The organism is Phyllobacterium sp. 01N428 (genome assembly GCF_056399405.1).
In genome coordinates this window covers 275,216-287,539 of sequence record NZ_JBFTRH010000002.1, presented here as the reverse complement: position 1 = coordinate 287,539, position 12,324 = coordinate 275,216, and the positions used below count along the sequence as shown (strand labels likewise).

General features: G+C 59.2%; 12 protein-coding genes and 1 riboswitch. Of the genes, 6 read left to right on the top strand and 6 right to left on the bottom strand.

The genetic code is table 11. The features are described from left to right. Positions 1–127: 127 nt before the first annotated feature. Both AC1DNI_RS09450 and bluB read left to right on the top strand, forming a co-directional pair. The gene (locus AC1DNI_RS09450; protein WP_477691692.1) at positions 128–736 is read left to right on the top strand and encodes an MOSC domain-containing protein; all 609 of its coding nucleotides are present in this window, start codon (positions 128–130) and stop codon (positions 734–736) included. A gap of 27 nt (positions 737–763) precedes the next feature. After that, positions 764–945, top strand: a riboswitch (cobalamin riboswitch). 46 nt (positions 946–991) lie between these two features. Further along, positions 992–1,753, top strand: coding sequence for a 5,6-dimethylbenzimidazole synthase (gene bluB, locus AC1DNI_RS09445; RefSeq protein ID WP_477691691.1), 762 nt, complete (start codon positions 992–994; stop codon positions 1,751–1,753). Here bluB and AC1DNI_RS09440 read toward each other — a convergent pair. Beyond that, positions 1,686–2,003: a DUF2293 domain-containing protein gene (locus AC1DNI_RS09440; protein ID WP_091923644.1), complete on the bottom strand. Its 318-nt coding sequence runs from the start codon at positions 2,001–2,003 to the stop codon at positions 1,686–1,688. The genes bluB and AC1DNI_RS09440 overlap by 68 nt on opposite strands. 127 nt (positions 2,004–2,130) lie before the next feature. Here AC1DNI_RS09440 and AC1DNI_RS09435 point away from each other — a divergent pair, with 127 nt between their 5' ends. Together AC1DNI_RS09435 and metF are read left to right on the top strand one after the other, a co-directional pair. Continuing rightward, on the top strand, positions 2,131–3,138 hold the full coding sequence (locus tag AC1DNI_RS09435; protein WP_027231927.1) for an ArsR/SmtB family transcription factor: 1,008 nt from the start codon (positions 2,131–2,133) through the stop codon (positions 3,136–3,138). Continuing rightward, positions 3,138–4,064 carry a methylenetetrahydrofolate reductase [NAD(P)H] gene (metF, locus tag AC1DNI_RS09430; RefSeq protein WP_477691690.1) on the top strand — a complete coding sequence of 309 codons (927 nt, stop codon included), beginning with the start codon at positions 3,138–3,140 and terminating at the stop codon, positions 4,062–4,064. The genes AC1DNI_RS09435 and metF overlap by 1 nt, the downstream gene beginning before the upstream one ends. A gap of 494 nt (positions 4,065–4,558) precedes the next feature. On the opposite strand, the gene AC1DNI_RS09425 is transcribed toward metF, so the two are convergent. After that, positions 4,559–5,449, bottom strand: coding sequence for a DMT family transporter (locus AC1DNI_RS09425; RefSeq protein WP_091923638.1), 891 nt, complete (start codon positions 5,447–5,449; stop codon positions 4,559–4,561). 180 nt (positions 5,450–5,629) lie between these two features. Here AC1DNI_RS09425 and AC1DNI_RS09420 point away from each other — a divergent pair, with 180 nt between their 5' ends. Then, the gene (locus AC1DNI_RS09420) at positions 5,630–6,856 is read left to right on the top strand and encodes an alanine racemase (RefSeq protein WP_153669476.1); all 1,227 of its coding nucleotides are present in this window, start codon (positions 5,630–5,632) and stop codon (positions 6,854–6,856) included. A 9-nt stretch (positions 6,857–6,865) separates the two neighbouring features. Here AC1DNI_RS09420 and AC1DNI_RS09415 read toward each other — a convergent pair whose 3' ends face one another. Further along, positions 6,866–8,083 (bottom strand): lytic murein transglycosylase, encoded by a 1,218-nt coding sequence (locus AC1DNI_RS09415; RefSeq protein WP_477691689.1) that lies wholly within the window; start codon positions 8,081–8,083, stop codon positions 6,866–6,868. Positions 8,084–8,197: 114 nt separating this feature from the next. After that, positions 8,198–9,016, bottom strand: coding sequence for a glycoside hydrolase family 25 protein (locus AC1DNI_RS09410; RefSeq protein WP_027231922.1), 819 nt, complete (start codon positions 9,014–9,016; stop codon positions 8,198–8,200). Positions 9,017–9,207: 191 nt separating this feature from the next. Between AC1DNI_RS09410 and AC1DNI_RS09405 the strand changes: the two genes are divergently transcribed. Then, positions 9,208–10,227: a hypothetical protein gene (locus AC1DNI_RS09405; protein ID WP_228017965.1), complete on the top strand. Its 1,020-nt coding sequence runs from the start codon at positions 9,208–9,210 to the stop codon at positions 10,225–10,227. 1 nt (position 10,228) lies between these two features. On the opposite strand, the gene AC1DNI_RS09400 is transcribed toward AC1DNI_RS09405, so the two are convergent. Beyond that, positions 10,229–10,885 carry a class I SAM-dependent methyltransferase gene (locus AC1DNI_RS09400; RefSeq protein WP_477691688.1) on the bottom strand — a complete coding sequence of 219 codons (657 nt, stop codon included), beginning with the start codon at positions 10,883–10,885 and terminating at the stop codon, positions 10,229–10,231. Next, positions 10,885–12,141 carry a BtaA family protein gene (locus AC1DNI_RS09395; RefSeq protein WP_477691687.1) on the bottom strand — a complete coding sequence of 419 codons (1,257 nt, stop codon included), beginning with the start codon at positions 12,139–12,141 and terminating at the stop codon, positions 10,885–10,887. Before AC1DNI_RS09395 ends, AC1DNI_RS09400 begins: the two co-directional genes overlap by 1 nt. Positions 12,142–12,324: the final 183 nt, after the last annotated feature.

The window sequence follows — 12,324 nt, the reverse complement described above, 5'->3', positions numbered from 1 at the left end:
GAGCCGCAATAGTTCACCGAATTCTCATGACTCTTTTTGACAGATTCATCAGGGATATTTGCTGGTGTTGCCCGCAGTTTTTCATAAAATGCGGCGGCTTTCACGGCGCATATTTTCAGGAGCGTTTATGAACGACCTTTTTTCAACCGGCCCCGAGATATTGCCCGCGCGCAAGCTCAGCGGGCGTGTCAGCGGCCTGTTCGAGGCACGCGCCGGCGATTTCGTGACGGCGCCGTCGGCGGAACTCAGGGTTACTTTCGACGGAATTGTCGGTGATTTCCATGCCGGTCCGACGCGGAAATCCGGCGGTCGCGAGCCTTGGTATCCGCGCGGCACCGAAATGCGTAACGAGCGGCAACTCTCGATTCTTGCGCCGGACGAACTCGTACAAGTTGCAGCCGGCATGGGGCTTGCCGAACTCAGGGCCGAGTGGATCGGCGGCAACATGCTGATCGACGGGATCCCGTCGCTTTCGATGCTGCCGCCACGGACGCTGATATTTTTCGAGGGTGGTGTCACGTTGAAGGTCGACGGCCAGAACGCGCCCTGCAAGATTGCCGGGCGCTCGATCGGCGAACATGCGGGAACGGCCGACCATACCGCGACTGCGCTCGATTTCGTTCGGGTCTCGCGGCGGATGCGCGGCATCGTCGCCTGGGTCGAAAAGCCCGGAACGATCGGTAATGGCGAAAAGGTGGATGTGCGCATTCCCGAACAATGGATTTATCGCCCCTGAGGCTTGCGCGCGCCCGGGAATTGTGGCGAATGATCAGGCAGGTCCGGTGCCTGCGGCAAGCGTTGCGGGAGAATCGGGAAGCCGGTGAAAATCCGGCACGTGCCCAACGCTGTAAGGGGGATGGACGCGCATTTGCCACGGAACTTTCCGGAAGGCGCGCGGCTCAGTTGAACCTCAGTCAGAAGACCGGCCGGACCTCATAGCTCGAACCGCGTGGACAGCGGCGAGAGTTTCAAGCGTTGTTGGGAGCAAACAATGCACGATAAATGCCATGGTCCGACTGCCGCCGACAATTTTTCCAAAGATGAACGCGCGGCGGTCTACAAAGCCATCCATACGCGCCGCGATGTGCGCGACCAGTTTCTTCCCAAGGCCATACCCGACGATGTGCTTATGCGCCTGCTCGATGCGGCCCACCATGCGCCCTCGGTCGGCTTCATGCAGCCCTGGAATTTCATCCTGATCAGCGATCCCGAGCGCAAGCAGGAGGTGCACCAGGCCTTCACCCGCGCCAATGAGGAAGCGAGGGCAATGTTCACTGACGATCGCCAGGCGCTTTATGCTGCGCTGAAACTCGAAGGCATCCTCAAGGCGCCGCTCAACATCTGCATCACCTGCGATCGCACCCGTGGCGGGCGCGTCGTCCTTGGCCGCACCCATAACCGTCAGATGGACCTCTACAGTACCGTCTGCGCAGTGCAGAATCTCTGGCTTGCAGCGCGCGCCGAGGGCATCGGCGTCGGCTGGGTCAGCATTTACCATGATGCCGACATGCGCCGAATCCTCGGCATCCCCGCGCATGTCGAGATCGTCGCCTATCTCTGCGTCGGCTACGTGGATGAGCTCTACCAGGCGCCGGAGCTTGAGCAGCGCGGATGGCGCAAGCGACTGCCGCTCGATGAACTCATATTTCGGGACCGCTGGAGTGGATGCGATGATCCAGAAACGCTCAGCTCGGATCATCCTCATCCGGATCGAGCAGGCGTGTCGCCCGCCACTCCGTCAGTTTCCGGTTGATCGCTTCCAGCACGAAGAAACGCGCCGACTCCTTGTCGTAACCGTCGTCACGAAGCACATCGTAATCCGTATGCTGGTGGCGGACATGCGCGACCGTCGCCAGCCACACCGCAATCGGCGGCGGCAGCGTCTTCATGTGCGGGGCATTCGCGGCGGCGCGGATCGGCTCGGAATCCGAATAGGGTACGGCCGGTAGCAGAAGTGTCAAAGCCTTATTGATGGCGCGCTGGCGGTTCGTTCCGATGCTCATGCCGCTATCCTAGCCGATTCTCGTCCTATTTCAGGCGCGGCAAAAAATGTCGTCAACGGCAAAAACAACTTGCTTATGCGGCGTTTGTCACATAAACATATCTTTATGTCTTTTGAGGATTGGAAGCATGGACAAGCGTGATCTCAACCTGGACCTGATGGTCGATACGCTGAAAGCGGCAGCCGAGCCGAGCCGCCTGCGCATCCTCGCGCTGCTGTCACGCGGGGACCTTACCGTTTCCGATCTTACCTCCATCCTCGGCCAGTCGCAGCCGCGCGTGTCGCGGCATTTGAAGCTGCTGTTCGAGGCCAGCCTCATCAATCGATACCAGGAAGGTTCCTGGGCTTATTTCCGCCTGGCCGACTCGCTGATCGTCGGTGACATCGCCCGGTCGTTGCTCGACCGCCTCGATTTTTCCGATCCTTTGCTCGAACGCGACCTCGAGCGACTTTCCTCGGTGAAGTTGCAGCGGCGCGAACGCGCAGCCGCCTATTTCAGCGCAAATGCAACGAGCTGGGATATGATCCGGTCGTTGCACGCGCCGGATGGCGCGGTGGAAGCAGCGCTCCTCAAGATCGTCGGCCGCAAGCCGTTTCAGGCGATGCTCGATGTCGGCACGGGGACGGGCCGTCTGCTTGAACTCTTCTCGCCGCTCTATATTCGCGGCGTCGGTATCGACATAAACCGCGATATGCTGACGGTTGCTCGCTCCAATCTCGATCGCGACGGGATCACCAATGCGCAGGTGCGCCATGGCGATGTCTATTCCCTGCCGGTAGACCGGGAATCCTTTGATCTTGTTACCGTCCACCAGGTTCTGCACTTCCTCGATAACCCCGCCGAAGCAATCCGCGAAGCGGCACGTGCATTGCGGGCAGGCGGGCGCATGCTCATCGTCGATTTTGCTCCGCACGAACTTGAGTTCCTGCGCGACAACCATGCCCATATGCGTCTCGGCTTCAGCGATGCGCAGATGCGCGAATGGCTTACGGAAGCCGGTTTGATGCTCGAAGAGAGCACGGAACTTGAACCGAAAGACAAGAACAAACTAACCGTCAAACTGTGGCTGGCACGCGACCCGCGCCTGCTGATTGCAGATCCCGATTTAACCTCCCGCGTCACGGAGAGTGTCTGATGAGTTTCTTTCGCCAATCGCGCCGCCCCGATATCGGTCACAATATCCGTGTGTCCTTCGAGTTCTTCCCGCCGAAGACGGAAGTCATGGAGGAACGGCTTTGGGAGACGGTGACGCGCCTTGCGCCGCTCAACCCTGAATTCGTCTCGGTGACCTACGGTGCCGGCGGTTCGACGCGCGGGCGCACCGCCCGCACGATCAACCGCATCCTGACGGAAACAGACGTCAATGCCGCTGCGCATCTTACCTGCGTCGATGCGACGAAGGAGGAAGTCGATACGGTGGTGCGCGAGTTTGCCGCCATGGGCGTCAAGCGCTTCGTTGCATTGCGGGGCGATCCGGCAAGCGGCGTAGGCTCGCACTACAAGCCGACACCCGGCGGCTATGAGAACGGCGCTGATCTCGTTGCCGGGCTGAAAGCCTTTGCCGATTTCGATATCTCGGTTTCGGCCTATCCGGAAAAGCATCCGGAAAGCCCGGATTTCGCCACAGACATCGACATGCTCAAGCGCAAGGTCGACAATGGCGCGACACGGGCGATCACCCAGTTCTTCTTCGAGAACGATCTCTACGAGCGCTATGTCGAAAAGGTTCGCCGTGCCGGTATCTATATTCCGATCCTTCCGGGCATCCTGCCCATCCACAATTTCACGCAGGTGACGAATTTCTGCTCGAAGGCGGGCACGCACATTCCCAACTGGCTGGCCGAGCGCTTCGAGGGTCTCGAGAACGACCCGCAGACGCACCAGCTTGTCGCTTCTGCAGTCGCCGCCGAACAGGTGCTCGACCTCGTCGAAAGGGGTGCGCAGGATTTCCACTTCTATACGATGAACCGGGCCGACCTTGCTTTTGCCATCTGCCATCTCATCGGAATTCGGCCGGGCAGCAATGTCGTTGAGGCCAATTTGGCCGGTGCCGCGGCATAATGCCCGGCTCTGAAATGGGAAACGGCCCGACTGCCATGATCGGGCCGCTCCATGTTTCACCTACTTAACGGTCAGAGACCATCTACGTAGCGCTCTTGTATTTACTCAGGGGATGAGTCCTACGACCATTGCACCGATAAATGCGAACGCTGCACAGATCATAAGGACATTCATCGATCGAGTTAGTCCCATCGTTTGTCTCCTGCAGTTAACCGATTTAGCATAGCGCAAATTTGCCACAGAAAAAGCCCAAATATTACGGTCTCATGACGCCGGGGTGAGAAAATTTTTGCCTGATAAACCTAAGTTTCTGAAATGAAACACATTTGACAGGGCAAAAAAATTCGAGATCACGATAAAATGTTCCGATATGGGGCATATCTTTGCACTGCAGCATTTTTGCCACTAAAGGGCGCAGAGGCCCGTTTCAGCCACAATTGGGCCATAATTGGCCCGTTCGTGGATATGTCGCTTTATTGAAAACTTTAGGTTTTTTACCGTTTTCGCATTGCGGTTATCAGGCGGCCGTCAATAGTCAACAGTCCGAGCGCGATGAGCCCCATCCCAAGAAAATCATGCGCGGCGAGCCGTTCGCCAAGAAAAATTGTTCCAAGCAGGATGGCGCTGACCGGGACAATCAGCGTCACGAGCGAAGCGTTGGTCGCGCCTGCCGTCTGCACGATGGAAAAATAAAGGATATAGGCATAGGCAGTGGACAGGAGACCAAGACCGAGGATCGCGGCCCAAACTCCGCCATCGATCGTGGCGACCTGCGGGACGCCGTCCCAGAACAGGACAATAGGTATCATGATCAACGTCGCCGCGGTCATCTGGCCAGTGGAGGTGACGGTTGGCGGAACGCCTTTGAAGCGCTTGGCGAGAATGCCCGCAAAGGCGTAGGACAGCGTTGCCGCGATCACCAGCATTTCCGCCCATAGCGGTCCGCCCAACCCGGTCAGCGCCCCTGGACCAATGAGAGTAACGATGCCGGCAATGCCGAGCAGGATGCCGGCGATCTTGTTGACGGTGACCTTTTCATCGACTGTTAGAAACGCGGCAACAACGACAGTCCAGATCGGAGTCGTTGCGTTGAGGATGGCCTCCACTCCAGCGCCAAGGGCCGTCTGGCCGATGAACAACAATGAAAACGGTATGACGTTCATCAGCAGGCCGAGCCCGGCAAATTTGAGCGCGTGTTGCCGGTAGCTCCAGAAATTGATGCCGCGTGCAAGCAAATAGAGATGAAGAGCAAGGGCGGCTATGGCGACGCGAAAGAGCACAAGGGTAAGCGGCGGGACGACCTGAACTGCGATGCGGGCGAAGAAAAACGAGCCGCCCCAGATAGCGCCGAGAAGAAACAATTGCGCCCAGGCGAAGCCTGTCATGGCAAGGGGTCTTGGTGCGATGGTTTGGGATGACAAGGTTTCAATTCCTCCAGAAGCCTGCCCGGCGTTCCACATTCACGGCAAAACAGGATCAAGGCCACCCGATTCCTGCCGGACAAGAAGCGACTTTCGTCCGTCACGTTCGCTTGCTAAGAGTTTCGTATGACGCAGAACGACAAGATGCAACGATTCGCCTCGGCCCGTGAAGCAGCGCTTACCTTACGGCCCGATCAACCCGTCTACTGCTTTCGTCCCCATGTCCTCATCAAGGATGCGGACCGGTTCATGAAAATGTTCCCGGGCGAGACAGCCTATGCGGTCAAGACAAATGGCGAAGATCTCGTTCTCGATACGTTGGCGCGCAATGGCGTCAGCACATTCGATGTGGCTTCCCCCGGCGAATTCGCGGCCGTTCGCAAGGTCGCCCCGAATGCGCAGATGCTCTACATGCATCCGATCAAGGCGCAGTCTGACATTCGCCTTGCTCTGGAAACCTATGGCATCCGCGTCCTTGCCGTCGATCATGAGGACGAGATCGCCAAGATCACGCGCATCGTCCGCGCGCTCGATATCGATCCGGCCAGTATTACGCTTTATGTTCGCCTGCAAACCAAGGGCCATGCCGCCTATGAACTCTCGAAGAAGTTCGGCGCGGCGCCCGCACATGCCATCGAGCTCCTGCAGCGCTCGGACAAAATCGGCTACAAGGTCGGCTTGTGTTTTCACGTCGGCAGCCAGATCGAGGATCCCGATACCTATGAGAATGCGTTGCGCTCCGCTGACTGGGTGCGCAATCGCGCCGGCGTCCCGCTCGCGGGGCTGGATATTGGCGGCGGCTTTCCGGCCGAATATGGCCACGATCCGAAGCGCAAGCATGTGGAAATGCCCTCGCTCGGGCAACTGATGTCGCGCCTGCGCGGCGATATCAAGGAATACGGCTTCGGCGATCTCCCGCTTGTGGCCGAACCCGGCCGCGTCATTGTCGCTCGTGCCTTCTCGCTCATCGTGCGGGTGCTCCTGCGCAAGGGCAGGCGGCTCTATATCAATGATGGTATCTGGGCGTCGCTATCGGATTCATGGACGGGCAAGATCACGCTGCCGGCGCGCTTCATCCCCGATCCTGCCAAGAAATTGCGGCACGGGGATGTGGAGGAGATCGTACCGTTCCGCGTCTGCGGCGCTACGTGCGATTCCGTCGATATTCTGTCGCGGCCTTTCTGGTTGCCAGCGACCGTCGAAACGGGCGACTGGATCGAGATCGGCCATATCGGCGCTTATTCCCTATCGCTTCGCACGCGCTTCAACGGATTTTATCCGGACACGTTTGTCGAAGTCGATACGGCTTTCGATGAAGGCAGCGAGCCGGAAGGCTTCGCATCCCTCGAAACGATGGCTCCGCCGCAATAGCGCTTCGTTTTAGAGCTTGCCGAGCAATTCCGGCGTCGGCCAGGAATCGGCGGGCATGCCGAGGCGGATCTGCTCATCTCTCACGGCATCGCGCGTCAGGATGCCGAACACGCCGTCGATCTTCGGCCCCATGTCGTGGCCGCGTGCCGCAAGCTTGTTCTGCAGTTCCTTCATCTGGTCGGGGTTGAGCCCGACTTCAGGTGTCGTCGCCTGCAGCGGTCCGGCTCCCGCCAGGCGCGTGGCGAAATAGGCCGCCGTGGTGGCGTAGATGATGGATTTGTTCCATTCGACGAACACGTCGAAATTGGCATAGGAAAGGAAGGCTGGTCCCTTGCGGCCCATAGGCAGCAGAAGGGAAGCATCGCCATCATCCGGCCCGAGAGGACCATTCATGCCGGTCACGCCCCACTCCGACCATTTGGAATGCGGCAGCCGGTTGGTGCGGATGGCGTTTTCCCAAGGCAGATCCTTGGTTAGCTTGACCTCTTCGAGCCAAGGTTCACTGCGCTTCCAGCCGAGATCGCGCAGGACGCGGGCCGCGGTCATGATCGCGTCCGGCGCACTGTGCTTCAGATCGACCTTGCCGTCGTCGTCGCCATCGACGCCGCGTTCCAGATAGTCGGTGGGGAGCATTTGCATCTGCCCGATTTCGCCGGCCCAGGCGCCGGTCGTCTTGGCATCGACGACGCCGTTGTCGAAGAGCTTCAACAGCGCAATCAGTTGCGGCCGGAAGAGTTCGGGCCTGCGGCAATCGAACGAGAGCGTAAGCAGTGCATTCAGTGTGTCGAAATCGCCCTGGACTGCCCCGAAATCGGTCTCGAGACCCCAGAATGCGGCGATGACCGGACCGGGCACGCCGTATTCCTGCTCGGCCTCGGCGAAAGTCGAGGCATATTTCTTGAGGTTGGCTGCGCCCTGCTTCAACCGGTAATCGGAGACCATGCGCGAGGAGAAAGTCAGGAATGTCTGGCTGAAGACACCCTGTGCGCGATCGCGCTCCAGGACCTTGTCGTCGAGCGAAGCCTTCAACAGCTCGTTCAGCCCACGTTCCCCTACGCCGGCACTGCGGGCTTCGGCAATAAGGCCGTTGAACCAGGGTTCGAGTTCGCCGCCGCAAGCAGGCTTTTCAGCCGGTGTCTGCGCAGGCGCTACCTGATCCAGCGCATAGGACGCGCTCGATGTCAGAAGAAGGCCGGCAGCGGCAAGGGCAGTCGAAAGTCTGTTCATCAGGGAAATCTCGTTCTAACGGGCACGCCCAAGCGCGCAGATGCCCTGCTAATGCACGAATATGCAGTTGAGGTGAAGTCAAAGAATCGCGAAACAGGGCGGGGGCCTTGCCCTTTATTGCACCTTGTTGCGCACCAGCCACTCTTTCCAGGATTTTTCGCTTCCGGCAAAGACATTGATGTCCGCATCGCCGCGCATTCCGGGGATGGAGCCGGTGCCGGTATATTGCCAGAAGGTCCAGGGGTGCGACCCGTATTTCTCGTCGGGATGCCCGGCTACCGAGCGCAACCAGAAGGGATAGCCGACAAATTGGCGCAGGTCATTGTCGTCAAAGAAATCGACCGTCGTATAAATGATCGGACGCTTGCCGTAGTAGCGTTCGACGATATCCATGAAGGTCTTCATCTCGCTGCGCACGATCGCGGCATTGGGCCGGAGTTTGCAGGTTGGCGAGGCGGCGTTCCACTCCATGTCGAGGACCGGCGGCAAGGCGCTTGGGTCCTTCGGGACGTGCTGGATATACCACTTGGCCTGATCCTTTGCCGTGCGGCAGAAATAATAGAAGTGATAGGCGCCGCGTGGAACGCCGGCTGCGCGCGTCGCGGCCCAATTCTGGGCGAAGCGGTCATCCACCCGGTCGCCGCCTTCGGTCGCCTTGATGAAGGCGAAGGAAATGCCATTGGCCCGGACGGTCTGCCAATCAACCGTAGATTGATATTTCGATATGTCCGTCCCGTGGATTGGATAGTGCCAGGGCGTCTTCCCGGTCCAGTCGTGCGGATCGCGGTCGCCGAAGCGCGGCGCCTTTACGTTGCCTGTCGGCGCGGCGATCTGCTGGACAGGCCTTGTCTGTTTGGCATCGGAAAAATCATAGTCGACGGTCGTGCAGCCGGTCAGAAGAACAGTCAGCAAACCTGCTGCAAGTCGTTTCATATATTTACGGTCCATCATCGAATCGTGGCGGGATCAGTGCTCATCCACTAGAGATGCGCGATTATGCTTAACAGATGATGAGCGTGAGCGCGCCTCGTCGATGCTGTTCTGATTGCATATTTTTGCATGCTGCATCGAATCTTAAGCCGTGATACTCGTTGCAAACAGCGTTTGGTGCGAGGGGCGGGACGATGAGAAAACTTGGTTTGCTGGTTTTTCTTGTCGCGCTGGTTGCGCTCGCCAATGCCTTTTTCGCATCGTGGGTTACGATCAACAGGGATGATCTGGCGATATCCGTCAGCCAGTCCGGCAGTTGCGTTCGCCCGGCAATACCGAGTTTCTGGCGCAACTATAGAGGGTACCCCGATTACGACAACGAGCTGATTTCCGACTATTTCGGCATCTATGCCGCTTACGCTTCCAACGTCTACGCGCCATCGAACCGAGACCGTTTCAATCTCAAACCAGAAATATTCGGCTGGGCTCCGCAGGGCGGGCCGATCATCCGGCCGGGTGGGTTCTACGCTGAGCTTTTCTACAAGCGCAGCCCGGTGCGGCTTTCGGTAATGCTCGTCATCAGAGGCAAGGACAGCGCGTTCAACCTGCCGGATCTGATCAGCGAGAACACCTTGTTTACCCAGATGATCAATCCGTGGGATCAATACCGGACTGTGCGCAAGGAGTTTTCGCGTATCCGCCGTGAGGCGCAAAGCGGATCGGCGGGCCTGCCGGTCGAATATATCGTCGTCGGGCATGGGCTTGGCGGCGGACTTGCGCGCCACCTTGCGGCAGCGTTTCCATGTACTGCGGCGGTTACCTTCGATTCCACCTTCGTTTCCAACAATCGGCGCCTGGCCGAGCCCTATGACGGCCAGGTCGTCGATCTCTTCGCCGACAATGATTTGCGCTCGCGGCTCGCAGTCCTGCCAAATCCGCGCGCCTTCTTTCGCATTTCGCGGGTCCACCAGTGGTACCGCGTGCGCAATGCCGGAGATTTCTCGGGTCCCGCCGGCATGCAGAGGGCTGCCGTTGCGATGGCACGCATCCCGGTCATGTGCCTGCTGCGCGATGATTGCGAGTTGAAGCGACCGACAAGCGGCGATAGCGGCGAAGAGAACCCGCAAAGCGGGCGTTCGGCTGCGGAAATGTCAATGCTCTTTTGCCTCGCGGGCCCGGGTTCGGCCGGCCCCAAAGCCGACCTTTGCCAGTAGGTCAGGCGTGACGGCGGATTACTGAAATCCAGGCAAAGCCGCGATATAGCCTATGGATTTCGGCCTGCGCATTGGCGGCCAGGGCGATCTTGCCTGCAACATCGAACAGGTCGTTGCGAGGCGTCACGTGGTACCATTCGAGCCATTTGTAAAGCCCACGCCGCGCGAAGGCAGGCAGATCGCGCAGATCGCCAAAATCGACAACATGCAGCGCGCCACCCGGCGTGAGATGGTTGATCGCTTCGCGCATCACCGCCTGCCATTGCGGGATCATGGATACGGCATAGGAGATGAAAATGCGGTCGAACTCGCGTCGCCCGAGGATCGCTTCAGGTTCGAACTTTGCCGCGTCGGCATAGGCGAGCGTGGCGCGATCACCAATTCCTGCCGCAGCTATCTTCTTGCGTGCCGTTGCCAGCATTTCATTGGAGATATCAATGCCGTAGAGCGAAGTCTCAGGATAAGCCCGCCCGGCAAGCACCAGGTTGCGGCCTGTACCGCAGCCGATCTCCAGGATACTGCCACTCGTTGGCGGGGTGAGCCCGGCAAGCATCGGGTCGCGGCCAAGCAGGTAGTATTTGCGGGTAGCGTCATAGAAGTGACGCTGATGCCGGTACACCCGGTCCATCAGCGGGCCGTGTTCAATCTTGGCAAACATCAGGCGCGGTCCTTGCGAAGGTAGAGGTGAAAGCCGCCATAGATCGACGAGCGATCGCGCTCGTGCAGCGCGCGGGAAAGTTCTTCCTGATAGTCCCATCTCTCGAGCAACGTATCGTCGACGCGGCCAGGCAGGATCGTAGGTTCGGCCGCCGTGCGGAAGATGACGCGTGCGCCCGGCGCGGCGGTGCGGGTAATCTCTGCCCATAGTTCGTTGAGCTGGGTGTCGTTCATCCAGTCCTGCGCATCCAGAAGAATGAAGCGATCGACCGAGGCGTCGGGTTTTGCCGCGAGGAATTCGGTGAAGGAGGCATTTACGACGCTCATCCGGCCGGCCCGGTGGCGCACGGTGGCGAAATTGCTGCGGGAAAGGTAGGGCGGCAGCGGGCCGGTCTCGGCATTGTCGCTGTAGCCGCGGCCAAAAGCCTGCCAGGCAAAATAGTTTTCCGAGAGCGGAAAGCCGCAGGCGAGCTTTTCCAGCCTGCCGCGCAGCACCTGCGCCATATTGCCATCGCCGGCGGTGGCGAGCGCATCATATTGCTGCGGAGGAATGCCTAGTCCGAACAGCGACGACTTCCGCTTCGTCGCCCAGCGGATCATGCGCTTATCGAAGAGCGGGGCGAGGGCCGTATCGAAATAGGCGCGCTGCTCCTCCATGGTGGATGCCTTGAGCAGATCGCGCGGGTCGATGCCATACAGCCTGGCAATGCGATGCCCCATGCCGATGAAGAGCCCGAGCAGCCCGTGCCGATAGAGGTCCCGTGAGAAGATGGTGATCCGGCGCCGGCCCGAAAGCATGCGCTTTTCCCAATAGGCGCGGCTCGTCGCGTCGAGGTGCGGCTGGATGAAACGTTCATAGGCAGCAAGATTGGCCCTGTCGTCGGCCGTGCCATAGAAGCGGTAGAAGGCGTCGTAATTGGGCAGGCGGGCAACTGCTGCAAGCTTGAGGCGGTTGAAGGCGACATGCGCGGTGTTGAGGTCGACGGCTTCGACGCTGGCCGGATCGGCCGTCAGGTAGGACATGGCGTTGCAGCCGCCAGAGGCGATGGTGACAATCCGGTGGCCAGGCAGAATCTGCAGTGCTTCCATGTCCACCTCCGGGTCTTCCCAGATTTGCGGATAGACCAGCCCCTTGAAGACATGGGCGAAGAGGCGTTCCGAAAGGCCGGCTTTCGAAAGGAGCCTGTTTTGCCGGACCGCCTTGTTGAGTTTCTCGTTGCGCGGGGACAGTTCGTTGGATTGTCTAGCAAGCGGCATCTAATCGAATCCCCTTTATTGGAAATTCCTGCCCGCCTAGCATCCCCATGTAACAAATGGGTGACGCACGCCATTGCAGCGGCTTGCCAAGTTGATTCAACTTAAGCGGGCAAGTAATTGAGCTTGCACGGCGAGGAAGTGTGACGGCCGTGCAAAGGCAATTTAGCAGGTGTCGTTCGTTTC